The following is a 22583-nucleotide window of genomic DNA, read 5'->3' as shown; positions in this document are numbered from 1 at the left end:
ACAAACCCGCAAAATAGCGCATAAACATGCACAACTCCCATCAAGCCATTGACCTGCCTTCCCTGCGCAAACAGAAGATCCTATTGCTGCTGGAACGCGACGGCAAAGTCACCGCTGCACAATTGGTCGAGCACTTTGCCGTGTCCCAGGACACCATCCGCCGTGACCTTGGCGAGCTTGCCGCCGCCGGCCTGTTGCAACGGGTCCACGGGGGCGCTTTGCCTCGGCCCAAAGATACCGGCAAGGACTTCTTCACCCGCGTCGGCGAGACCAACGCTGCCAAGCGCCACCTCGCGCAACTGGCGGCAAACCGAGTCGAAGACGGCCAGATTGTGCTGTTCGATTCCGGTTCCACTACGCTGCAGATCGCCCAGTCACTGCCGCACTCCATACGCCTGACCGTGGTCACCGCTTCGCCGATGATCGCCATCGCCCTGGCTGATCATCGTGACGTGAAGGTGATTCTGGCTGGCGGCCAACTCAACCCGGCCACCCTCTCCACCGGCGGCCATGACGCCATACGCCTGATCCAGAGCATCAAGGCCGACCTGCTGTTTACCGGCGTGTGCGCGCTGCACCCGCAGGTAGGCATGAGCTCGCTGCATTTTGATGAAGTGGCGGTCAAGCAAGCTTTGCTCGATAGCGCCTCCCACGTGGTGGCGGTAACCATGGCGGACAAACTCGGCGCGGTAGAGCCGTTTGTGGTGGCGCCGTGCAGCCGTATTCACACGTTGATTACCGAGTGGCATGTGCCGAACGTGCAGGCGTATGAGCAGTTGGGGCTGGAAGTGCTGCGGGTTGAGGTCGAGTAGCTAGACGTGGCGGTGGCGCCGATCCCCCTCAGTGGCCCAGCTTGCGCTCAGCCTTGGCGGCTTGCTCTTTGATCGCACCGGCCTGGCGCTCAGCGTCCTTGATCGACGTGGGCGTCAGCACCTTGTCGACGCTTTCCGTGTTCGGATCTGGACGCTCCAGCGCCTGGTCCTTGTCGGGGGTGCCGGCGCCTTTCTGGGCTTGTTCCGAGCTGATGGGGTTGGATGTTTTGTCGGCAGTTCTGTGATCGGTCACGAAGTCTCTCCAGGCAATGAGGCGCAAAAAAACATGCGCCGTTGTGCAGCAGAGCCCTGGGGTATTTCGATAGTTCAAGGAAATTGCAGCCGCGAAATCAACGCAAAAAAAATTTAAACCTTTTGCCCAGGCATCCGCTCAACAGTCAGGTAACGGCATCCCACCACGTTCAAGGAGAACCACCATGACTACTCTGCTGATCAAACAGATGGGCCTGACCTTCGCACTGGTCGCCGGCGCAATGTCCACCGCCATGGCCGCCACCTCCAACGACTTCGTCGACAACGCGGCCGAAGGTGGCATCACCGAAATCGAGGCCGGCAAACTGGCCCTGGAAAAAAGCAGCGCTGGCGACGTGAAGACCTTCGCCCAACACATGGTCACCGACCACACCAAGGCCAATCAGGAACTGATGACACTGGCGAAAAAGCTCGATATCCAAGTGCCGGATGATGCCGCCCTGACCGACAAGGCCAAGAAAGCCATCCTGGAAATGCGCGACGAGTCGTTCGATAAGGCTTACGCCAACAACCAGGTGGCGGCTCATGAAAAAACCGTCGAGCTGTTCAAGAAAGAAGCCGCTTCCTCGGATAACGCCGAGCTGAAAGCATTCGCCACCAAGACCCTGCCCACCCTTGAAGCCCATCTGAAAATGGCCAAGGAGCTGCAGGCCAAATACGACCATTAATCCCCGACCAGGAGACCCTCGACCATGAGCTCGCAACTCAACGGTAAGAAAATCCTCATCATCACCTCCAACACCGGCATCGAGCGCGATGAGCTGGTCAAGCCGCTGCAAGCACTGCGCGAGTTTGGCGCGACCGTGACCCACGGTTCGAGCAAGGGCGGTACCACCCAGACCTTTGTCGGTGATACCGAAAAAGACAAGACCGTGGAATCCGACGTGCAACTGTCGGATGTGCTGAGCAGCGATTTTGACGCGCTGGTCATTCCCGGCGGTACCGTCAACGCCGACACACTGCGCCAGGACGCTGCGGCGCTGCGCTTGATCAAAGAGTTCGCCGACGCCGGCAAGACCATCGCGGCCATCTGTCACGGCCCCTGGACATTGATCGACGCGGGCGTGGTCCAGGGCAAGACGCTGACCTCGTATAAAAGCGTGCGCATCGACCTGGAAAACGCCGGCGCCGCCGGTTGGGTCGACGCTCAGGTCAAGGAATGCAAAGCCAATGGCTGGACCTTGATCACCTCGCGCACGCCGGATGATCTGCCTGCGTTCAACACGGCGATTGCCCAGGCGCTGGCCGGCTGATTGCGGCGCCCCTGAACGCAAACAGGCGCCCCATGGGGCGCCTGTTTGCCAAAGGCTTCAACCCTCAGCTTTTACGCTGTTGCGCCATCTCGCGCTTGGGCCCGAACATCGCCCAGGCGATCAGCCCCAACAACGGCACGAAAATCAGAATCACCAACCATAAGCCTTTGGTCTCCCAGCCGCCGGTGCTGCGCAACACCACATTGATCGCCCACAATTCCAACAGCAGCAGAATCACCGCCAACCCGATCCAGACATATTCTATTTGCATGCTTCACCTCCTGAGGTCTATGGGTTAAGTCAAGCATCTGCGCCAAGGGTTCCATCGGATTTACCAAGGGGCGTGGTGGCTGCCCACCGAGGGCATCAAGCGCTCAGGGTGTAATGCAATCCGCTGCGGCCACGACCATGCAAGCTGCACGATCCCAACCCGCGCAGAACCTACTTAACCAATTGATAAACATACGATTTATGTAATCGCTCAAGTTGGTACAGCTGATGCAATCTTCTACCAGACGAGGCGCGCACTTCGACGCGCCCGAACCCAGTCTGTGAGGTTTCATCATGAATGCCATCGACCTTCTCAAAGCCGACCACGAACGTGTAAAAGCGCTGCTGACCCAACTGAGCGAGTCCACCGAGCGCGGTGTGAAAAAGCGCACCGAGCTGCTGGCCAAGCTGGAGATGGAAATCACCCTGCACACCAAGCTTGAAGAAGAGATTCTCTACCCCGCCTTCCGTAAAGCCGGCGGCAAGGAACAGGACATCATGTACCACGAAGCCAAGGAAGAGCACCGCACCGTCGACACCCTGGTACTGCCTGACCTTAAACAAACCGAACCGTCCACCACCGAGTTTTCCGGCCGAGTCAAGGTGGTCAAGGAGTTACTGGAACATCACATCGAAGAAGAGGAAACCGAGATGTTCCCTCAAGCGAAAAAACTGCTGGGCAAAGCGCAACTCGAAGAGCTCGGCGCAGAAATGGAAGCCATGAAAGCCGCGTTTAAAAAATCCATGACTGCCAAGCCGATGGCGGCCTGACGCGCGTTCGTCGTCTCGCTCCGGCACCGGGGCCCATTGTGCGAAGGGCTCCGGTTGTGCAATGAATCAAGAGGACGGAATCATGAACCACATGCAAAGGATCCTGCTTGTTGCGTGCCTGGCAGCCCTGTCCGGCCCTGCCGCCCTTGCCGCGTTTGGCGACAATGCCACGCCCGCGGCCAACACCTTGGCCGGCGACAGCGCTGCCGGTTCTGCCCTGCCGCCGGGGACTTACCCGAGCAGCCCTTCCGACAGCGACAAAAAAACCCAGGACACCGACAAACAACAGGAAAAGACCTCCAAACCTGCCGATTCCGATAAAGAACCCCAGAAAAAACCGCGCTCAGGCAGCTGACGGCTCATCCGCACTCGGCGGCTCGGGCGCCAGCCCCCAGTCGCCGTGTTCGTACCAGTCGTCGCCGAGCATCTCGGCCGGGTGCATGGTGCGGTCGGCGCCATTGCCGCACGCCAGGTCGGCGGCGCCGCAGTAGCGATCACAGCCCCAGCAGATGCGTTCGGGGTGTTTGGGGTGCAGCGGAAAAGGCTTGGCCATTGCAGTGCTCCTTACCGAAGGGCGACCTCACCACCCTAGCCCTGATACCCGCCCCCAGCCTTGACCGATATCAAGCCTGGCACGCATGAAATATCGTGCGAACTTGACAAGAATCATTATTGTTTACGCCAGACCTTCCTAGACTCGGGCTCTCTTTACTTACCCGTCTGGAAGCCCCTATGCGTACCCTCCCCCTGCTCCCCATCGCCCTGCTGTTATCCACCTCTGCGGCGCTCGCCAAGGAGTACCCCATCGGCGAACCGCAACAGTGCCCCGGCCTGGAAATCGGCGCGGTGTACCTGCAACCGATTGAAATGGCCCCGGCCGGCATGATGCGCGCCACCGCCGACTCCGACGTGCACCTGGAAGCCGATGTGCGGGCCACGGCGGACAATGCCCAGGGCTTTCAGGAAGGCAGTTTCGTGCCCTATCTGAACCTGTCGTTCTCGCTGAAAAAACAGGGCAGCGATACGCCAATCAGCGGTGACTTTCACGCCATGGTCGCCAACGATGGGCCGCACTATGGCGATAACGTCAAGCTGCAAGGCCCCGGCAAATACACCCTTACCTTCAGCGTGCGGCCGCCCACCGGTCACCACGCCCTGGGCCGTCATACCGACAAGGAAACCGGCGTGGCGCCCTGGTTCGAACGCTGCGAGGTGCATTACGAATTCGTCTATGCCGGTATCGGTAAAAAAGGCGGCTACTGATGCGCCGCGCCCTGCTGTTGGGCGGCTTTTTGCTGAACGGCGCGGCGTGGGCGGCAGCGCTGCCCACCTATGAGCTGAGCCTGCAAGACGGTCATTTCACCCCGCCGCAATTGGTGGTCAAGGCCGGCGAGCGCTTCAAGATCGTGCTCAAGAACACGGGCCTTGGGCCTGCCGAATTCGAGAGCACACCGCTGCGCGTGGAGAAAGTGCTGTCACCCGGCGTGACCACGTTTGTGGTGATCCATCCCCTGCAACCCGGCGTGTACCCGTTTTTCGATGAATTCAACCCACAACTGCCCGAAGGCAGCATCCGCGCCGATTAGGAGCCGTTGATGAATCAAGCGATGTTTATTGTGTGGCGCGAAAGCGTCGAAGCGCTGTTGGTGATCGGCATTTTGCAGGCCTGGATCAGCCGCCAGAGCGGCCATTCGCGCCTGGCCCGTTTCCTTTGGGCCGGGGTGTTGGCGGGGTTGCTGGGTTCGGCGGGCCTGGCCGGGTTGATGCTGTGGGCCGGCGACACCATGACCGGCGCCGAGGGTGAATGGCTGCAAGCGCTGATGACGCTGCTGGCCAGCGGGTTGATGGTGCAGATGGTGTTCTGGATGCACCGCCACGCGCCCACGCTCAAGCACAGCCTGCTACGCGAAGCCGACCAGCGCCTGGCCCATCAGGGCGGTTGGGGGCTGATGCTGCTGGCGCTGTTGGCGGTGAGCCGCGAAGGCAGCGAAACCGTGGTGTTCCTGTACGGTGCCGGCGCACGGCTGCACGATACGGCGCTGGGCTTGTTCGCCATCGGCGGCGTGCTGGGCCTGGTGTTGGCCGGTCTCACGGTGGTGTTGTTGCGCAGCAGTCGGCGTTTTATCTCGTGGTCGCACTTTTTTGCCCTCAGCGAAGCGCTGTTGCTGCTGTTGGGCGGTGCCTTGCTGGTCGCCGCCGTGGACCGCATCAGCGGGCAACTGCTGGCCATGGACATGCCCGACTGGGTCTACAGCGCTGTCGGCGAAAGCCGCTGGGACAGCAGCGCCCTGCTCAGTGACAGCCATGGCCTGGGCGCGCTGCTCGCCGACTTTGCCGGCTACCGCGCCGCACCCAGCCTGATCACCTTGCTGGTGCTGCTGGGCTACTGGTTGGCGGTGGGCAACGGCTTGCGCCGGTCACGGCCATGAACTGGCTGCAGCCCCTGGGCGATGGTATGCGCCGCCATGCCCGGTTGATCCGCGCCGTGCAATGGGTGGTGGTGCTGGCCTACGCCGTGCTGTTGGTGGTGCCCGCCCTGCTGCCGCTACCGGACAGCCAGGCGCGCCTGCTGGACAACCTGACGCGGCTCGCACAATTTCTGTTCTGGGGTGTCTGGTGGCCGTTCGTATTGCTGTCGATGGTGTTATTCGGGCGCCTGTGGTGCGGCGTGCTCTGCCCGGAAGGCTCATTGAGCGAATGGGCCAGCCGGCATGGCCGTGGCCTGGGCATTCCACACTGGCTGCGCTGGGGTGGCTGGCCCACCGTAGGTTTTGGTCTGACCACCCTCTACGGCCAGTTGATCAGCGTGTATGACTACGCTCAGGCTGCGTTGCTGATCCTCGGTGGCTCGACCGTGGCGGCGGTGATCGTCGGCCTGCTGTTCGTACGCGGCAAACGCGTGTGGTGCCGCTACCTGTGCCCGGTCAGCGGCGTATTCGCCCTGCTCGCCCGCCTGGCGCCCGTGCACTTTGCGGTGGATGAACAACGCTGGAAAGCCAATAGCGCCCCGCGCCTGCCATTACCCAACTGCGCGCCACTGCTGGACATCCGCCGCCTGCAAGGCGCCAGCGAGTGCCACGCGTGCGGGCGCTGCAGCGGGCAACGGGGGGCGGTCCAACTGATCGCGCGCTCGTGCAACCAGGAAATCCTCCAGGCACCGCGCCAACCCGGCTCGGTGTGGGATGCACGGCTGCTGCTGTTTGGCGTGATCGGCTTGGCCATGGGCGCGTTCCACTGGACCATCAGCCCGTGGTTCATCGCCCTCAAGCAGGGCCTGGCCGAATGGCTGGTGAGCCATGATTGGCTATGGCCGCTGCAAGACAATGCACCGTGGTGGCTGCTGACCCATTATCCGCAGCTCAATGACAGTTTCAGTTGGCTCGACGGTGTTTGCATCGTGCTGTATCTGGCGGGCAGCTCGTTGCTGCTCGGTGGCGGATGCTGGCTGCTGCTGCGCCTGGCCGCGCGCGTAGCGGGTGATCGCGCACTGTTTCGGCCCCTGGCCCTGACCTTGACGCCCTTGGGTGGTGCGGGGTTGTTCCTGGGCTTGTCGGCGACCACGGTGAAGTTGTTGCGCTATGAGGGGTGGGTGTTGGGCTGGGTGCAGCCGGTTCGCGCGGCGATTTTGCTCGGCGCGATGGGCTGGTGTTTGTGGTTGGGGTGGCGGCAGCTGGGTGGGGTGCAATCGCGGTGGGCGGCTTGGTTGTGTGTTCTGGTGAGTAACGGGGTGGTGGGATTTGGAGGGTGGTTGCAGTTTTGGGGATGAGTACCCATCCGTCGTTTGGGTAACGGCTCGCGTTTGAACGGCGCAACAGACTGAGGTCCACCCGATGTAGGCAGATCCACCTGTGGGAGGGGCGGTGCGACGATTCGACTTGCTCCCGATGGCAGTGGGTCAGCAAACGATGCACTCACTGACACTCCCCCATCGGGAGCAAGCCCCCTCCCACAGTGGAACTGTGATCGACGAACAATACCGGTCGGTTACTAGACCTTGAACCGCGCCACCATCTGATGCAGCGCCCCCGCCATCCCCGCCAAGTCGTGCCCTGCCGTCTCTGTATGCAATGCGCCCTGCAATACCTGCTGGGACAAACTACGAATCCCCACCAGGTTACGATCCACCTCCCGCGCCACCAGCGCCTGCTCTTCGGTGGCGCTGGCAATCAGCATGTTGCGCTCGTTGATCTGCGAAATAGACCGAGTGATCTCCTCCAACGCCTCCCCCGAACGCTGCGCCACGCCCAAGGTGGTCTGCACCCGCTCACTGCTGCTGTGCATCGCCGCCACCGCGTGTTCGGTGTCATGGCGAATATTGCCGATCATCTGCTCGATCTCCTGGGTCGAGGTTTGAGTGCGATGGGCCAGCGCACGTACCTCATCGGCGACCACGGCAAAACCGCGCCCGGCGTCCCCGGCGCGGGCCGCTTCGATGGCGGCGTTGAGGGCCAGCAGGTTGGTCTGGTCGGCAATGCTGCGGATCACCTCCAGCACGCCGCTGATGTCCTGCACGCGCACGGCCAGTTGCTGGATGCGTTCGCAGGTTTCCACCACGCCGTTGGCCAGGGTGTTGATCGACGCCACGGTTTGCTGCACCTGGGCCTGGCCGCGCTGGGCGGTCTGCTCGGACAGACGCGAGGCCTCGCTGGTGCTCACGGCATTGCGCGCCACTTCATCGACCGCGGCGGTCATTTGATTCACCGCCGTGGCGGCCTGTTCGATCTCTTGGCCCTGGGCCTGCAAGCTGCTGCTGGTCTGGCCGCTGACCGCGCTCAACTCCTCGGAGGAGCTGGCCACGCCGTCCACCGACGCCGCGATGTGCCGCACCATCTGGTTCAGGTTCTGCTGCATCCGGTGCAGGTTGCGCATCACGCTGCCCTCGGCACTGTTGCCCACGGGCACCACGATGGTCAGGTCGCCCTCGGCGATATGGTTCAACACCCGCGCCGCTTCAGACGGCTCGCCGCCCAAGGGCCGGAGCACGCTGCGGGTAACCATCACCGCAGCCGTTATCACCAGCGCCAGGCACAGCACGAACAGCCCGAGCATGTTGCGCCGCGCCTCGTCATACAGGCTCTGCGCCGCCTGCCGGCGCTCGGCGAACACCTGGCCCTGCAGGGTCATCAGGGCATCCAGGCTCTTGAACACTTCCAGTTCGGCCGGCATCACCTGTTGCTTGAGCTGCGCCAGCCCCTGCTCGCGGGCGCCCTGTCTGATCAGCGCCTGCACCTGGGTAAACGCGGCCACGTAGGCTTCACGATGGGTTTTCAAGGTGGCATACGCGGCCTTGCCCTCGGCGGTATCGAGCAGCGGTTCGAGGGCGCCGAAAGCGTCGGTGATGCGCTGGCGCGTAGTGCCGATGGCGGCCTGGGCCTGTGGGTTGTCCTGGTCGATCAGCAGGTCGCGGGTGTTGCGCCCGTTATCGCGCACACCGGTGGCAATCACCATGATCGGCGCGATTTTCGGCCAGTCCTGTTGCACGATCTGTTCCGATTGCTGCTTGAGGGTTGCCAGGTCGTGCAGGGCGTAAAACACCAAGCCGACCAGGGCCAACGGCGCAATCGCGAAACCGATGACAATGCGTTGAGCCGTGGTTAATTGCTTCATTCTGATATCCCTGATGAAAGCCTGCCCAACATGGGCAGCATCTATAAAAATCCTGTTGAGGGCGTGCATCACCCTCGCAGTACAAACGCGGGGAATAACGCCCGCAGTCGGCCCCATAGCTCGGGCAGTGCCGCCTGTACCGGCGCGCACGCCAAGTGCGGGTCGAGCATGCTGGCCGTGCGCACCAGCTGCACGGCGAAACGCGTTACGCCACTGGCTTGCAAACGCTGGGCCAGCAGTAGCAGGCGGGCGGGGTCGATCAGGTGCCAGTGCACCGTGGTGCGGCATTCGTAGTCCACGCCACTGGCCAGCAAGGCCTCCAGGCTGCGCCAGTTGGCGGCGCCGCTGCCCTTGACCTGGGTGATCGAGCGGCAGTCTTCGGCCAGCGCCTTCACATCAAAACCGACCCAATCGGCATGGCGCAGCGCGTTGGCAAAACCGGTCGGTTTGATCCCCGCGCTGTGCAGGCCGACCCGAAACCCCATCGCGCGCACTTCATCCATGGCCGCCGGCAAGCCTTCCTGCAAGGTCGGTTCGCCGCCGCTGAACACCACGGCGTCGAGCAAATCCTGACGCCGTTGCAAAAACAGCAACACCCGGCGCCAATCCACCTCAGTGCTTGCGCGTGGCGGGATCAGGTCCGGGTTGTGGCAGTAACGGCAGCGCCAGGCACAGCCCTGGCAAAACAGCACGCAGGCAAGCATGCCGGGATAGTCGAGGGTGGTCAGGGGCACCAGGCCCCCGACCCGTAGCGCTCGACTCATTGGCGCCCGGCCACGGCGGCCGCTTCAGTGAAATGCACACGCTCCTTGTGCTCGGACTGTTTGCCGGGGTTGAAGGCCGACACCGGCCGGTGGTAACCCATCACCCGGGTCCAGACTTCGCAGCGCTGACGTTGTGGCTGGGATGTTTGCATGGTGTAGCTCCTTGAGGGTTGAAAAACGCTTTATCGCGCAGCGGCCAGGGCGAGCACTTCGTCGCACTTGGGGCAGAACTCATGTTCACCGGCCAGGTAGCCGTGCACCGGGCAGATCGAGAACGTCGGGGTGATCGTCAGGTACGGCAGGCGGAAACGTCCCAGGGCTTTGCGCACCAACTGCTTGCACGCCTGGGTCGAGGAAATCCGCTCGGCCATGTACAGGTGCAATACGGTGCCGCCGGTGTATTTGCATTGCAGTTCATCTTGCAGCTCCAGCGCTTCGAATGGGTCCTGGGTGAAGCCCACCGGCAATTGCGAGGAGTTGGTGTAATACGGCGCGACATCGCTGCCGGCCTGCAGGATGTCGGGGTAGCGCTTGCGGTCTTCCTTGGCGAAGCGGTAAGTGGTGCCCTCGGCCGGGGTGGCTTCGAGGTTGTAGAGGTGGCCGGTTTCTTCCTGGAAACGCAGCAGCGTGGCGCGTACATGGTCGAGCAATTTGAGCGCGAAGGCGCGGCCCTGCTCGGTGTGCATGCCCTGCTCGTCACCGCTGAAATTGCGCAGCATCTCGTGCATGCCGTTGAGGCCGATGGTGGAGAAGTGATTGCGCAGGGTGCCCAGGTACCGCTTGGTGTAGGGGTAGAGGCCGGCGTCCATATGGTGCTGGATCACCTTGCGCTTGACCTCAAGGCTTTCCATGGCCATGTCCATCAGGCTGTCCAGGCGCTGCAGCAGGCCCGAGGTGTCCCCCTTGAACAGATAGCCCAGGCGCGCGCAGTTGATCGTCACCACCCCCAGACTGCCGGTCTGCTCCGCCGACCCGAACAGCCCGCCGCCGCGCTTGAGCAACTCACGCACATCCAGTTGCAGGCGACAGCACATCGAGCGCACCTGGTTGGGCTGCATATCGGAATTGAGGAAGTTCTGGAAATACGGCAAGCCATAGCGCGCGGTCATCTCGAACAGGCGGTCGGCGTTGTCGCTGTCCCAGGGGAAATCGTGGGTGATGTTGTAGGTGGGAATCGGAAAGGTGAATACCCGGCCCCTGGCGTCGCCCGCCTGCATCACTTCGATATAGGCGCGGTTGATCAGCTCCATTTCGGCCTGCAGGTCGCCGTAGGCAAACGGCATTTCCTCACCACCGATCACCGGGATTTGCTCACGCAGATCCTCCGGGCAGACCCAGTCAAAGGTCAGGTTGGTAAACGGCGTTTGGGTGCCCCAGCGCGACGGCACGTTGAGGTTGTAGATGAACTCCTGCACCGCCTGACGCACCTGGGCGTAGCTCAGTTGGTCCTTGCGCACATAGGGCGCCAGGTAAGTGTCGAACGAACTGAACGCCTGGGCGCCGGCCCATTCGTTTTGCAGGGTGCCGAGGAAGTTGACCATCTGCCCCAGGGCGCTGCTCAGATGCTTGGGCGGCCCCGCTTCGACGCGCCCGGCAACGCCATTGAGGCCCTCGTGCAACAACGAACGCAGCGACCAGCCGGCGCAGTAACCGGCGAGCATGTCGAGGTCGTGAATATGCAAATCCGCCTCACGGTGCGCGCGGCCGATCTGCTGGCTGTAGACCTCATCGAGCCAATAATTGGCGGTGACCTTGCCCGACACATTGAGCACCAACCCGCCGAGGGAATAGCTCTGGTTGGCATTGGCCTGTACGCGCCAGTCTTCTCGGTCGAGGTATTCGTTCATCGAGGTGGCGACTTCCACCAGGGTCTTGCGGTCGCGACGCAGGCGCCCGTGTTGTTCGCGGTAGACGATGTAGGCGCGCATGGAGAGGAAGTAGCCGGCGTCCATCAGTACGCGTTCGACGCTGTCCTGGATCTGTTCGACGTCCAACTGCTCGATGCCCTTAAGGCGCGCGAGGACGGCGCCCAGCAGCAGGTCGACATCGGCGGGTTGATATTCGCCGGTGGCGGTGCCGGCGGCGATCAGCGCCTGGCGGATTTTTTCCGGGTTGAAGGGGGCGAGGCTGCCGTCGCGCTTGTGTAGGCGAGTGCTGAACAGCGGGGTGAGCGTGGGTTGCATTTTCAGGGCTCCAGGCACCACATATAGTGATTTATTAATGAGTAGACACAAGATGCAGTGAGATTACGGAAAACGGGGTGAGCGCCCCTTGATTGGGGTCAAGGTTTTTTGATTGGGGTATATCCGTTATTTAGGTAACGGCCGCCTATGGTTCCGCCCTTACGGCGGCTCACTTTTGAACAGCGCAAAAGTAAGCAAAACGCTCTTGCCCCAACACTCGGCACCTCGCTTAGGCTCGGTGTGCCCGAACGCAGGCTTGAATCCGTGGGCCGCCGCCACGCGCCATCCATGGCGCGGGGCGGCTAACCCGGCGTCCTGCCGGGTTACCCACGGATTCAAGCCTGCGTTCGGCCAGCGTGTTTAATGGGGCGCCTGAGATCACGATCAAAAGCCAGATCAAAAACCAAAGCAGACTGAGGCCTATCTGATGTATGGAGATCAAAAATGTGGAAGGGGGCTTGCTCCCGATGGCAGTGGGTCAGCAACCGATGCATCAACTGACACGCCCTCATCGGGAGCAAGCCCCCTCCCACATTGAGGCACCGCCCTACCCCCCACTCATGTTCATAAACCGCACCACCTGCACCTCCCCCGCCCCGGTAAAGTCATGCCGCAACGGCTTGCCCTTCAACCCACGAACCAACGCCTCGACCAACGGCCCATCGTCCAGCGGATAGCGGCGCAACAACCCCCGAAAATCCACCGCCTGCTCCTGCCCCAGACACAACAACAACTGCCCCTCCACCGTCATGCGCACGCGGTTGCAACTGCCGCAGAAGTTGTGGGAGTTGGGCGAAATAAACCCGATGCGCGTTGCCGGATGCCTTGCCAAGCGCACATACCGCGCCGGTCCGCCGCTGTTCTCGGTGCTGTCCACAAAACCATGTTCACGGGCAATCACCGCGCGCACTTCATCGCTGGAACAAAACGTCTCCCCGCGCGAGCGCCCCACATCGCCCAAGGGCATTTCCTCGATAAAGCTGATGTCGATACCTTGATCGATGGCATACCGCACCAACCCCGGCACCTCATCAAAATTGCGCCCCTTCATCACCACGCAGTTGAGCTTGACCCGTTCGAACCCCGCCTCCCGGGCCGCCTCGATACCGGCCAGCACCTGGCGCAGATCACCGTTGCGGGTGATCGCGCGAAAGCGTGAGGCGTCCAGGCTGTCGAGGCTGATATTCATGCGCTTGACCCCCGCCTCCACCAACGGCCGGGCCAATCGCGCCAACTGCGAGCCATTGCTGGTCATCACCAGTTCACGCAGCCCCGGCAACGCGGCGATGTTGCGGCACAAGCCGACAATGCCCGGGCGGATCAGCGGTTCGCCGCCGGTAAGGCGGATCTTGCGCACGCCCTGGCCGACGAACAACGCAGCCAGGCGCTGCAGCTCTTCCAGCGTCAACACCTGCTGGCGCGGCAGGAAGGTCATGTTTTTCGCCATGCAGTACACACAGCGAAAATCACAGCGGTCGGTCACCGACAAGCGCAGGTAATCGATGGAGCGACCCACACCATCCACCAGGCTCATGTCACTGCACCAACGGCGAGTCGGCACCCTGCAACGCGATGCCGCGAATGTCCGCCGCGCCGATCAGGGTTTGCAGGTACTGCACCAACGCCTTCTGCCAGACACCCTGTTGCAGTTGGGTGCGAATGGCCACCGCCACCGCTTCGTACGGCAGCGGCTGGCCTTCGACGCGCTGGTCGACGTTGATCACGTGCCAGCCATAACGGCTCTCCAAAGGCTTGGCGGCCAGGCCCGGTGCCAGGGTGAACAACTGGCGCTCCAGCTCCGGCACAGTCTGGCCTTTGCTCACCTGGCCCAACGAACCACCCTGGGCCTTGGACGGGCACGCCGAGTATTTGAGGGCCAACTCGGCAAACTGGCCCGGCTGCTCTTCCAGGCTCAGCAGCAAGACTTCTGCCTGGCTGTGCGCCAGATCGCGCGCCTCGCTATCGTCCGGCGCGCATTCGAGCAGGATGTGCCGCACCGCCAACAACGGCGCACTGTGAAAGCGCCCACGGTTGTTATCGAAGTAACGCAAGCAGGTGGCCTCGTCGCACTCGGGCACCGTGACCTCGCGCTCCAGCAACAAACGCGTGGCCGCTTCTTCTTGGTTTTCGCCGGGGGCAATGTCCCCTGCCAGGCCCAGCTCGGCAATCCGCTGCTGCAACAGCTCGCGGATCACCAGCGCACGGGCGGCCAGGTACACCGCCGCCTCGCGGCTTTCGGCCGGGTGATACTGCAACTCCAGGGCCATCGCCTCGGGCGTGACCGGCACGCCGTTGACGCTGATGATCGGCCATTCCTGCTCACTGCTGGCGATCAACTCAGGCTCAAGCGGCACTGCGACTTCAACCACCGCCTCTTTGGCCGACGAACCGCAACCGCCGCTGCCGCCATTGCCGCCACCACATCCGCATCCACTGCTCATGCTGTTCTCCTCACTTTTGCCGCACGATTTGATAACGACGCCCCAGGTACCAGATCGGTGCGCTGACCATGTGCACCAGGCGGGTAAACGGGAACAGCACGAACAGGGTCAGGCCCAGCGCCACATGGGCCTTGTAGATCAGCGACACCGGCGCGATCGACTCGGCCGCCTGCACCGGCCGCAACAGCGCCACGTTCTGTGCCCAGTCGGCGAGCATCACCATCACCGAGCCCTCCATATGGCCGGTGGAGGCCACGATGGTCAGCAAGCCCAGCAGCAATTGCGCCAGCAGCACCAGCAGGATCAGGATGTCCGACGGGCTCGACGTCGCGCGCACCCGTGGGTCGCTCAGGCGCCGCTTGACCAGCATCAGCAAGCCCACCAGGCACAGCAGGCCGAAGAAGCCGCCGGAAACCATCGCGAGCAGTTGCTTGTTTTCGGTACTGATCACATGGTGGTAGACCGACGCCGGGGTGAGCAGGCCGACAAAATGCCCGGCCAGTACGAACAGCACGCCGATGTGGAAGAAGTTGCTCGCCACGCGCATGCCACGGTTGTTGAGCATCTGGCTGGAGCCGGCCTTCCAGGTGTACTGCGACAGGTCGAACCGCGCCCAACTGCCCAACAAACAAATGGCCAGGGCCACATACGGATACACCCCGAATACCAGCAAATTCCACTTAGACATTACCCACCTCCCCGGCCGGCACGCTGGCCTGGCCTTCTCGCTGAAAATCCACCCAATGCAACGGCACCGCGCTTTCTTCGCGGGCCTTGCCCGGCGCGCTCGGTAGCGAACTGCAGCGGTCCTGCTGTTCGGCCTGCATAAAGTCCACCGCTTCCTCTTCCCAGATTTTGTCCAGGGCTTCGAGGGAGTCGTCGCGCGGTTCGGCGGCGACCTGGGCGCGCACTTCAGCCACGGCCTGGTGCGGCTCGGCACCGGCGATCTGCAACAGCGCACGCAAGCAACCGGCATAAGCGCTCTCACGCTCTTCCAGACGCGCGGCGAGCAATGCCAGCAGGTGCGCCACATCCGCCAGGCCCTCGCGGGCCTCGATGTCTTCGCGGGTGGACAAAAACTCCAGATACAGCGGGATATAGTCCGGCAGCTCCTTGACGCCGATGGCAAAGCCGGCCGCTTCGTACTGGGCCATCATGTCGACCATGGCCTGGCCACGATCGCGGGACTCACCGTGCACGTGTTCGAACAACAACAGCGACAACGAACGCCCCCGGCCAAACAGCGCGCCGTAGTGTTCCTGGCCGTCCATCAGGTCGTTGGCGCAGATCAGCTCCAGCAGCTCAAACAACGCGCCGCGCTGCTTGGGGCTGATTTCCCGCGATTCGATGATCGCCTGTTCCAATTCGTCGCGGCCGTTCACCAGGGTCTCGGTGGGGTAATCCAGCAGCAGCGAAATCACTTTGAGAATGCGCATGGCTCAGTCCTCCCAGATCTGTACGGTTTTGAGCACGTCGCGGCGGTTGGCCTTCTTGGCGCCGAACATGTTGGTGTCGGAGCTGCCGCTGCAACCGCTGCCGAAGCTGAACCCACAACCGGAGCGCTCGGCGAACGCGTCGCTCATGGCGTCTTCACGGTGGGCGCTGGGCACCACAAAACGGTCTTCGTAGTTGGCGATGGCCAGGTAGCGGTACATCTCTTCCACCTGTTCTACACTCAGGCCGACGTCTTCGAGCACTTGCAGGTCTTCGACGCCGTCCACTTGCTGGGAGCGCTTGAAGGCCCGCATCGCCAGCAGGCGCTTGAGCGCTCGCTTGACCGGTTTTTCATCGCCGGCGGTGAGCATGTTCGCCAGGTAACGCAGCGGAATGCGCAGGCTGTCGACATCCGGGATTACCCCGTTCATGCCCACGGTGCCGGCGGCCGCAGCGTTCTGGATCGGCGAAAGCGGCGGCACGTACCAGACCATCGGCAAGGTGCGGTATTCCGGGTGCAACGGCAGTGCGAGTTTCCAGTCCACCGCCATCTTGTAGACGGGCGAACGCTGGGCCGAGTCGATCACCGACTGCGGTACGCCATCGGCCAGGGCCTGGCGGATCACCGCCGGGTCGTTCGGGTCGAGGAAGATTTCCAGCTGTTTCTCGTACAGATCCTGCTCACTGGCGGTACTCGCCACCTCGCTGATGCGGTCGGCGTCGTACAGCAACACGCCCAGATAACGAATACGCCCCACGCAGGTTTCGGCGCACACGGTAGGCATGCCGGCTTCGATGCGCGGGTAGCAGAAGATGCACTTCTCGGACTTGCCGCTTTTCCAGTTGAAGTAGATTTTCTTGTACGGGCAGCCGCTGATGCACATGCGCCAGCCACGGCATTTTTCCTGGTCGATCAGCACGATGCCGTCTTCTTCGCGCTTGTAGATCGCGCCACTGGGGCACGAGGCCGCGCACGCCGGGTTCAGGCAGTGCTCGCACAGGCGTGGCAGGTACATCATGAAGGTGTTTTCGTACTCGCCGTAAATGTCGGCCTGGATCTGGTCGAAGTTCTTGTCCTTGCGCCGCTTGGCGAACTCGGTGCCGAGGATTTCTTCCCAGTTGGGGCCCCATTCGATTTTCTGCATGCGCTTGCCCGACACCACCGAACGCGGGCGGGCGGTGGGCTGGTGCTCGCCCAGGGGCGCGGTGTGCAGGTGCTGGTAGTCGAAGTCGAACGGCTCATAGTAGTCGTCCAGGCTCGGCAGGTCGGGGTTGGCGAAGATGTTCGCCAACACGCGGAATTTGCCGCCGATGCGCGGGTTGATCGAGCCGTTGGCGTTGCGCACCCAGCCGCCCTTCCACTTGTCCTGGTTTTCCCACTCTTTGGGGTAGCCGATGCCCGGCTTGGACTCGACGTTGTTGAACCAGGCGTATTCCATGCCTTCGCGGCTGGTCCACACGTTTTTGCAGGTGATCGAGCAGGTGTGGCAGCCGATGCATTTGTCCAGGTTCAGCACCATGCCGATCTGTGAGCGAATCTTCATCTCAGTTCTCCTCGATATCGGTCGGCAATGGGCGCGGCAAGTCATCGCCGCTGGAGCCATCGAGCCAGTCGACCTTGGCCATCTTGCGCACCACGACGAATTCGTCGCGGTTGCAACCGACCGTGCCGTAGTAGTTGAAGCCGTAGGCCTGCTGGGCGTAGCCACCGATCATGTGGGTGGGCTTGAGCACCACGCGGGTCACCGAGTTGTGGTGGCCGCCACGGGTCTTGGTGGTTTCCGAACCGGGTACGTTCACGATGCGTTCCTGGGCGTGGTACATCATCACCATGCCTTCCTTGACACGCTGGCTGACCACCGCACGGGCGGTGAGCGCGCCGTTGACGTTGAAGCATTCGATCCAGTCGTTGTCCTCGATGCCGGCGCGCTTGGCGTCGATTTCCGAGAGCCACACAATCGGCCCGCCACGGCTCAAGGTGAGCATCAACAGGTTGTCGCTGTAGGTGCTGTGGATGCCCCACTTCTGGTGCGGGGTGATCCAGTTCAGCACGATCTCGGTCTCGCCATTGCTGCGTTTGCCCTTCACGCCTTCGATGGTGCGGGTGTTGACCGGTGGCCGGTAGCTCATCAACTGCTCGCCGAACGCCTGCATCCACGGGTGGTCCTGGTAGAACTGCTGGCGGCCGGTGATGGTGCGCCACGGGATATTTTCATGAACGTTGGTGTAGCCGGCGTTGTAGCTCACGTGGTCGTCTTCCAGGCCCGACCAGGTGGGGCTGGAAATGATCTTGCGCGGCTGCGCCTGGATGTCGCGAAAACGAATCGCCTCGTGGGCCTTGGGCAGCGCCAGGTGGCTGTGGTCGATACCGGTGAATTCCGACAACGCCGCCCACGCCTTGACCGCCACGTGGCCGTTGGTTTCCGGCGCCAGGGACAGGATCACCTCGGCCGCATCGATGGCCGTGTCGATTTTCGGCCGGCCGTGGCTGATACCGGCGTCGCCTTCGTGGTGGTTCAGTTCGCCGAGGAACTGCACCTCATCGTCGGTGTTCCAGTTGATGCCCTTGCCGCCATTGCCGAGTTTTTCCAGCATCGGGCCCAGCGAGGTGAATTTCTTGTAGATGTTCGGGTAGTCGCGCTCCACCACTGCCATGTTCGGCGCGTTCTTGCCCGGCACCGGCGCCACACCGGCGCTTTTCCAGTCGGTGCCGCCGAACGGCTGGGCCAGTTCGCCGACGCTGTCGTGCATCAACGGTACGGTGACCAGGTCTTGCTCCACGCCCAGGTGGCCGACCGACATGGCCGAGAACGCCTTGGCGATGCCCTTGTAGATTTCCCAGTCCGAACGCGACTCCCACGCCGGGTCGATGGCCGCCGACAACGGGTGGATGAATGGGTGCATGTCCGAGGTATTCATGTCGTCTTTTTCGTACCAGGTGGCGGTCGGCAAGACGATGTCGGAATACACGCAGGTGGAGGACATGCGGAAGTCCAGGGTAGTCACCAGGTCGAGCTTGCCGATGGCGCCGTCGTCGACCCATTCGGCTTCGGTGGGCTTGCTTTCGCCGCCAAAGCCGATGTCTTCGTTCATCACCCCGTTCTTGGTGCCCAGCAGGTACTTGAGCATGTACTCGTGGCCCTTGCCCGAGGAGCCAAGCAGGTTGGAGCGCCAGATAAACATGTTGCGCGGGAAGTTCACCGGGCTGTCCGGCTGTTCGCAGGCGAAACGCAGGCTGCCGTCCTGCCACGACTTGACCACGTAGTCTTTGGGGTCCATGCCCGCCGCTGCCGCATCACGGCAGATATGCAGCGGGTTGGTGTTGAGTTGCGGCGCGCTGGGCAACCAGCCGGCGCGTTCGGCGCGGATGTTGTAGTCCAGGGCATGGGTGGGGAACTGCGACTTGTCGGCCAGGGGCGAGAGCACGTCGTGCATGTTCATCTTCTCGTGGCGCCACTGGGAGCTGTGGCCGTAGAAGAAGCTGGTGCCGTTCATCTGGCGGGGTGGGCGGCTCCAGTCCAGGCCGAAGGCCAGGGGCAGCCAGCCGCATTGCGGGCGCAGTTTCTCCTGGCCGACGTAGTGGGCCCAGCCGCCGCCGGTCTGGCCCACGCAACCGCAGAGCATGAGCATGTTGATCAGCCCACGGTAGTTCATGTCCATGTGGTACCAGTGGTTCATCGCCGCGCCGACGATGATCATCGAACGGCCACGGGTTTTGTCGGCGTTGTCGGCGAACTCACGGGCGATCTGGATGGCTTTTTCGCGGCTGACGCCGGTGATCGCTTCCTGCCACGCCGGGGTACCCGGCACGCTGGCATCGTCGTAGTCTCTGGCCACGTTGCTGCCGCCCAGGCCACGGTCGATGGCCAGGTTCGCGGCAGACAAGTCGAACACCGTGGCGACCTTGGCCACCGTGCCGTCGGCCAGGGTCACGCTGTGTACCGGCACGCGGCGGAACTGCACCGCATCGCCGGCCACATGCTGGAAATGCTCGTGGGCTTCACCGGCAAAATACGGGAAGGCCACTTCGGCGACGTCATCACCGATCAGGCTGAGTTTGAGGTCGATGGCGCGGCCTTCACCGCCCTCCTTGGCGAGGATGTTCCACTTGCCCTTCTCGCCCCAGCGGTAGCCGATGGAGCCTTGTGGCGAGACCAACGCGCCGCTCTCATCGAGGGCGATGGTTTTCCATTCCGGGTTGTTGTCCTGGCCGAGGTTGCCGGTGAGGTCCGAGGCGCGCAGGAAGCGGTCGGGCTGGAAACCGGCGCCCGGTGCGAAGCCGCTCATGGGCTTGAGCATCACCAGCACCGGCAGGTCGGTGAAGCGCTTGGCGTAATCGGTGAAATACGCGCTCGGTTTATCCAGGTGAAACTCTTTGAAGATCACATGGTTGAAGGCCTGGGCCAACGCGGCGTCGGTGCCCTGCTTGGGGTTGAGCCACAGGTCGGTGAGCTTGGCCACTTCCGAATAGTCGGGGGTGATGGCCACGGTCTTGGTGCCCTTGTAGCGCACCTCGGTGAAGAAGTGTGCGTCGGGGGTGCGGGTCTGCGGGACGTTGGAGCCCCAGGCGATGATGTAGTTGGAGTTGTACCAGTCGGCCGATTCCGGCACGTCGGTCTGCTCGCCCCACACCATCGGCGAGGCCGGTGGCAGGTCGCAGTACCAGTCGTAGAAGCTCAGGCACACACCGCCCAGCAGCGACAGGTAACGCGAGCCCGCCGCGTAGCTGACCATGGACATGGCCGGGATCGGCGAGAAGCCGACGATGCGGTCCGGGCCGTATTGCTTGATGGTGTAGACATTGGAGGCGGCAATGATCTCATTGACCTCCTCCCAGTTGGAGCGGATGAAGCCGCCCATGCCGCGCTTGCTCTTGTACGACTCAGCCTTGACCTTGTCCTCGACAATGCTCGCCCACGCTTCCACCGGCGGCAGGGTCAGGCGCGCTTCACGCCACAACTTGAGCAGCGGTTTGCGGATCTTGGGGTACTTGAGCCGGTTGGCGCTGTAGATGTACCAGCTGTAGCTGGCGCCGCGCGGGCAGCCACGGGGCTCGTGGTTGGGCAGGTCGTTGCGGGTGCGCGGGTAGTCGGTCTGCTGGGTCTCCCAGGTGATCAGGCCGTTTTTCACGTAGATCTTCCACGAGCACGAGCCGGTGCAGTTCACGCCGTGGGTGGAGCGCACGATCTTGTCGTACTGCCAGCGCGAACGGTAGACATTTTCCCAGTCGCGGGACTCTTTGCGGGTCTCGCCGTGACCGTCGGAGAATTCATTTTGCTTGCGGTTGAAGAACCGCAGTTGATCCAGTAAGTGACTCATGGTGCTTTCCTCATCAGGCGTGCCGTGGGGTGCGTTGCCCCGCGAATTCGTGGTCGATCAGCAGGGTGTGGCGCAGCCTTTGCGGGCGTACCACCACCAGGTCACGACAATGCAGCTCAGGTAGAAACCGACAAACATGTAGAACGCCATGGCCGGGCTGCCGGTGGCGGCCATGGACGTGCCGAAGGACTTGGGAATGAAGAACGCGCCGAACGCGCCCATGGCCGAGCTGAAACCCAGCACGGCGGCCGATTCCTTGCCGGCGTCTTTCAGGGCTTGCTCGCGCACCGCCGCAGGTTTGCCGGCGCTGGCTTGTTCATGCTGGGTACGGAAGATCACCGGGATCATGCGAAAGGTCGAACCGTTGCCCACCCCGGTGGTGATGAACAGCAGCATGAACATGCCGAGAAAGCCGTAGAAGCTGCCGCCCTGCCCGTTCTGCGGCAGAAAGTGCAGCACGCCGAACACCATCACGATCATCAGCACGAAGTTCCACAAGGTCACCCGCGCACCGCCCAGTTTGTCTGCCAGCCAGCCGCCCAGCGGGCGTACCAGCGCACCGACCAGCGGGCCGAGGAAGGCGAACTTGAGTGCTACCACATCCGGGAACGAGGTTTTGATCAGCAGCGGAAACGCCGCCGAGAAGCCGATGAACGAACCGAAGGTCGCCAGGTATAGCCAGCACATCAGCCAGTTGTGTTTGCGCTTGAAGATCACCGCCTGTTCGCTGAACGAGGCACGCGCACTGGACAGGTCGTTCATGCCGAACCAGGCCGCCACGGTAACGGCGAGAATGAACGGCACCCAGATAAACCCGGCGTTCTGCAACCACAACTGGCTGCCATCGGCCAGCGTCTGCGGTTGCCCGCCCATCAAGCCGAACACGCCGAACGTGATCACCAGCGGCACGCAGAACTGCATCACGGACACGCCCAGGTTACCCAGGCCGGCATTCAGGCCCAGCGCGGTGCCCTGTTGGGCCTTGGGGTAAAAAAAGCTGATGTTGGACATGCTCGAAGCGAAGTTGCCGCCACCGAAACCGCACAACAAGGCGATGAGCACGAACACGCTGTACGGGGTGTTGGGGTCTTGCACCGCGAAGCCCATCCACAGCGACGGCAGCAGCAAGGAGGCGGTGCTCAGCGCGGTCCAGCGACGCCCGCCGAAGATCGGCACCATGAACGAGTAGAACACTCGCAAGGTCGCGCCGGACAAACCCGGCAGCGCGGCCAGCCAGAACAGTTGGTCGGTGGTGAAGCTGAAGCCGATGGCGTTGAGACGCACGATCACCGTGCTCCAGACCATCCACACGGAGAAGGCCAGCAGCAGCGCGGGAATCGAAATCCACAGGTTGCGGGTCGCGGTCTTTTTACCGCTGGCACCCCAGAACGCCGGGTCTTCAGGGCGCCAGTCGTGGATCACCGGGCCCGAGTCGGGCTTTTGCGCGATGGACATG

The 22583-nt window shown here is 62.6% G+C and carries 21 protein-coding genes and 1 pseudogene; 9 read left to right on the top strand and 13 right to left on the bottom strand.

Annotation, left to right across the window (positions count from 1 at the left end; genetic code table 11):
- Positions 1–26 precede the first annotated feature (26 nt).
- A complete protein-coding gene (locus AB4N98_RS24395; protein ID WP_017527386.1) occupies positions 27–812 on the top strand; it encodes a DeoR/GlpR family DNA-binding transcription regulator in 786 nt (261 codons plus the stop codon).
- Between the two features lie 28 nt (positions 813–840).
- Here the strand turns inward: AB4N98_RS24395 and AB4N98_RS24390 are convergent, their stop codons facing one another.
- Positions 841–1065: a hypothetical protein gene (locus tag AB4N98_RS24390; RefSeq protein WP_065878822.1), complete on the bottom strand. Its 225-nt coding sequence runs from the start codon at positions 1063–1065 to the stop codon at positions 841–843.
- Between the two features lie 184 nt (positions 1066–1249).
- Here AB4N98_RS24390 and AB4N98_RS24385 point away from each other — a divergent pair, with 184 nt between their 5' ends.
- On the top strand, positions 1250–1753 hold the full coding sequence (locus AB4N98_RS24385) for a DUF4142 domain-containing protein (RefSeq protein ID WP_065878820.1): 504 nt from the start codon (positions 1250–1252) through the stop codon (positions 1751–1753).
- A gap of 24 nt (positions 1754–1777) precedes the next feature.
- Positions 1778–2338, top strand: coding sequence for a type 1 glutamine amidotransferase domain-containing protein (locus AB4N98_RS24380; RefSeq protein ID WP_017527383.1), 561 nt, complete (start codon positions 1778–1780; stop codon positions 2336–2338).
- 64 nt (positions 2339–2402) lie between these two features.
- Here AB4N98_RS24380 and AB4N98_RS24375 read toward each other — a convergent pair whose 3' ends face one another.
- The gene (locus tag AB4N98_RS24375; RefSeq protein WP_135196914.1) at positions 2403–2609 is read right to left on the bottom strand and encodes a PLDc N-terminal domain-containing protein; all 207 of its coding nucleotides are present in this window, start codon (positions 2607–2609) and stop codon (positions 2403–2405) included.
- Between the two features lie 293 nt (positions 2610–2902).
- On the opposite strand from AB4N98_RS24375, the gene AB4N98_RS24370 reads away from it, so the two are divergent.
- A complete protein-coding gene (locus AB4N98_RS24370; RefSeq protein ID WP_017527381.1) occupies positions 2903–3379 on the top strand; it encodes a hemerythrin domain-containing protein in 477 nt (158 codons plus the stop codon).
- 82 nt (positions 3380–3461) lie between these two features.
- A complete protein-coding gene (locus AB4N98_RS24365) occupies positions 3462–3734 on the top strand; it encodes a hypothetical protein (RefSeq protein WP_460148960.1) in 273 nt (90 codons plus the stop codon).
- On the opposite strand, the gene AB4N98_RS24360 is transcribed toward AB4N98_RS24365, so the two are convergent.
- Positions 3723–3932 carry a DUF3079 domain-containing protein gene (locus AB4N98_RS24360; protein ID WP_065878814.1) on the bottom strand — a complete coding sequence of 70 codons (210 nt, stop codon included), beginning with the start codon at positions 3930–3932 and terminating at the stop codon, positions 3723–3725. The two genes, AB4N98_RS24365 and AB4N98_RS24360, sit on opposite strands and share 12 nt — an antisense overlap.
- 179 nt (positions 3933–4111) lie before the next feature.
- Here AB4N98_RS24360 and AB4N98_RS24355 point away from each other — a divergent pair, with 179 nt between their 5' ends.
- The 4 genes from AB4N98_RS24355 to AB4N98_RS24340 are packed head-to-tail and all read left to right on the top strand — an operon-like array spanning position 4112 to position 7145.
- Positions 4112–4642 (top strand): iron transporter, encoded by a 531-nt coding sequence (locus AB4N98_RS24355; protein WP_065878813.1) that lies wholly within the window; start codon positions 4112–4114, stop codon positions 4640–4642.
- On the top strand, positions 4642–4965 hold the full coding sequence (locus AB4N98_RS24350; protein ID WP_065878812.1) for a cupredoxin domain-containing protein: 324 nt from the start codon (positions 4642–4644) through the stop codon (positions 4963–4965). Before AB4N98_RS24355 ends, AB4N98_RS24350 begins: the two co-directional genes overlap by 1 nt.
- A 9-nt stretch (positions 4966–4974) precedes the next feature.
- A complete protein-coding gene (locus tag AB4N98_RS24345; RefSeq protein WP_017527376.1) occupies positions 4975–5808 on the top strand; it encodes an FTR1 family iron permease in 834 nt (277 codons plus the stop codon).
- On the top strand, positions 5805–7145 hold the full coding sequence (locus AB4N98_RS24340) for a 4Fe-4S binding protein (RefSeq protein ID WP_217855108.1): 1341 nt from the start codon (positions 5805–5807) through the stop codon (positions 7143–7145). The genes AB4N98_RS24345 and AB4N98_RS24340 overlap by 4 nt, the downstream gene beginning before the upstream one ends.
- A gap of 221 nt (positions 7146–7366) precedes the next feature.
- On the opposite strand, the gene AB4N98_RS24335 is transcribed toward AB4N98_RS24340, so the two are convergent.
- From AB4N98_RS24335 to AB4N98_RS24290, 10 genes and pseudogenes are all read right to left on the bottom strand, one after another.
- Positions 7367–8986, bottom strand: a complete 1620-nt coding sequence (locus AB4N98_RS24335) for a methyl-accepting chemotaxis protein (RefSeq protein WP_065878807.1) — start codon at positions 8984–8986, stop codon at positions 7367–7369.
- Between the two features lie 68 nt (positions 8987–9054).
- Positions 9055–9750 carry an anaerobic ribonucleoside-triphosphate reductase activating protein gene (locus tag AB4N98_RS24330; protein WP_032883412.1) on the bottom strand — a complete coding sequence of 232 codons (696 nt, stop codon included), beginning with the start codon at positions 9748–9750 and terminating at the stop codon, positions 9055–9057.
- Positions 9750–11933: pseudogene (locus AB4N98_RS24325) on the bottom strand (ribonucleoside triphosphate reductase); the annotation flags it as partial. The pseudogene AB4N98_RS24325 and the gene AB4N98_RS24330, both read right to left, overlap by 1 nt.
- Positions 11934–12480: 547 nt before the next feature.
- Positions 12481–13467, bottom strand: a complete 987-nt coding sequence (gene moaA / locus AB4N98_RS24320) for a GTP 3',8-cyclase MoaA (protein ID WP_065878803.1) — start codon at positions 13465–13467, stop codon at positions 12481–12483.
- Between the two features lies 1 nt (position 13468).
- Positions 13469–14374, bottom strand: coding sequence for a peptidylprolyl isomerase (locus AB4N98_RS24315; protein ID WP_065878801.1), 906 nt, complete (start codon positions 14372–14374; stop codon positions 13469–13471).
- A gap of 10 nt (positions 14375–14384) precedes the next feature.
- Positions 14385–15062, bottom strand: coding sequence for a respiratory nitrate reductase subunit gamma (gene narI, locus AB4N98_RS24310; protein WP_460148959.1), 678 nt, complete (start codon positions 15060–15062; stop codon positions 14385–14387).
- Positions 15055–15810, bottom strand: a complete 756-nt coding sequence (narJ, locus tag AB4N98_RS24305; RefSeq protein ID WP_065878797.1) for a nitrate reductase molybdenum cofactor assembly chaperone — start codon at positions 15808–15810, stop codon at positions 15055–15057. Before narJ ends, narI begins: the two co-directional genes overlap by 8 nt.
- Positions 15811–15813: 3 nt before the next feature.
- On the bottom strand, positions 15814–17352 hold the full coding sequence (narH, locus tag AB4N98_RS24300; RefSeq protein WP_017527366.1) for a nitrate reductase subunit beta: 1539 nt from the start codon (positions 17350–17352) through the stop codon (positions 15814–15816).
- 1 nt (position 17353) lies between these two features.
- Complete coding sequence (locus AB4N98_RS24295; protein WP_017527365.1) at positions 17354–21127, bottom strand: nitrate reductase subunit alpha; 3774 nt, start codon at positions 21125–21127, stop codon at positions 17354–17356.
- Positions 21128–21184: 57 nt separating this feature from the next.
- Positions 21185–22582, bottom strand: coding sequence for a NarK family nitrate/nitrite MFS transporter (locus AB4N98_RS24290; RefSeq protein WP_017527364.1), 1398 nt, complete (start codon positions 22580–22582; stop codon positions 21185–21187).
- Position 22583: the final 1 nt, after the last annotated feature.

The sequence above is a fragment of the Pseudomonas sp. S3_E10 genome, from assembly GCF_054667615.1.
Note: the sequence above shows the minus strand (reverse complement) of the source record. Positions and strands in the feature narration are given on the sequence as shown.

Coding starts and splice junctions, on each gene's coding strand:
- AB4N98_RS24395 (WP_017527386.1), top strand. CDS start 27: ATGCACAACTCCCATCAAGCCATTGACCTGCCTTCCCTGCGCAAACAG.
- AB4N98_RS24385 (WP_065878820.1), top strand. CDS start 1,250: ATGACTACTCTGCTGATCAAACAGATGGGCCTGACCTTCGCACTGGTC.
- AB4N98_RS24380 (WP_017527383.1), top strand. CDS start 1,778: ATGAGCTCGCAACTCAACGGTAAGAAAATCCTCATCATCACCTCCAAC.
- AB4N98_RS24375 (WP_135196914.1), bottom strand. CDS start 2,609: ATGCAAATAGAATATGTCTGGATCGGGTTGGCGGTGATTCTGCTGCTG.
- AB4N98_RS24370 (WP_017527381.1), top strand. CDS start 2,903: ATGAATGCCATCGACCTTCTCAAAGCCGACCACGAACGTGTAAAAGCG.
- AB4N98_RS24365 (WP_460148960.1), top strand. CDS start 3,462: ATGAACCACATGCAAAGGATCCTGCTTGTTGCGTGCCTGGCAGCCCTG.
- AB4N98_RS24360 (WP_065878814.1), bottom strand. CDS start 3,932: ATGGCCAAGCCTTTTCCGCTGCACCCCAAACACCCCGAACGCATCTGC.
- AB4N98_RS24355 (WP_065878813.1), top strand. CDS start 4,112: ATGCGTACCCTCCCCCTGCTCCCCATCGCCCTGCTGTTATCCACCTCT.
- AB4N98_RS24350 (WP_065878812.1), top strand. CDS start 4,642: ATGCGCCGCGCCCTGCTGTTGGGCGGCTTTTTGCTGAACGGCGCGGCG.
- AB4N98_RS24345 (WP_017527376.1), top strand. CDS start 4,975: ATGAATCAAGCGATGTTTATTGTGTGGCGCGAAAGCGTCGAAGCGCTG.
- AB4N98_RS24340 (WP_217855108.1), top strand. CDS start 5,805: ATGAACTGGCTGCAGCCCCTGGGCGATGGTATGCGCCGCCATGCCCGG.
- AB4N98_RS24335 (WP_065878807.1), bottom strand. CDS start 8,986: ATGAAGCAATTAACCACGGCTCAACGCATTGTCATCGGTTTCGCGATT.
- AB4N98_RS24330 (WP_032883412.1), bottom strand. CDS start 9,750: ATGAGTCGAGCGCTACGGGTCGGGGGCCTGGTGCCCCTGACCACCCTC.
- moaA (WP_065878803.1), bottom strand. CDS start 13,467: ATGAGCCTGGTGGATGGTGTGGGTCGCTCCATCGATTACCTGCGCTTG.
- AB4N98_RS24315 (WP_065878801.1), bottom strand. CDS start 14,374: ATGAGCAGTGGATGCGGATGTGGTGGCGGCAATGGCGGCAGCGGCGGT.
- narI (WP_460148959.1), bottom strand. CDS start 15,062: ATGTCTAAGTGGAATTTGCTGGTATTCGGGGTGTATCCGTATGTGGCC.
- narJ (WP_065878797.1), bottom strand. CDS start 15,810: ATGCGCATTCTCAAAGTGATTTCGCTGCTGCTGGATTACCCCACCGAG.
- narH (WP_017527366.1), bottom strand. CDS start 17,352: ATGAAGATTCGCTCACAGATCGGCATGGTGCTGAACCTGGACAAATGC.
- AB4N98_RS24295 (WP_017527365.1), bottom strand. CDS start 21,127: ATGAGTCACTTACTGGATCAACTGCGGTTCTTCAACCGCAAGCAAAAT.
- AB4N98_RS24290 (WP_017527364.1), bottom strand. CDS start 22,582: ATGTCCATCGCGCAAAAGCCCGACTCGGGCCCGGTGATCCACGACTGG.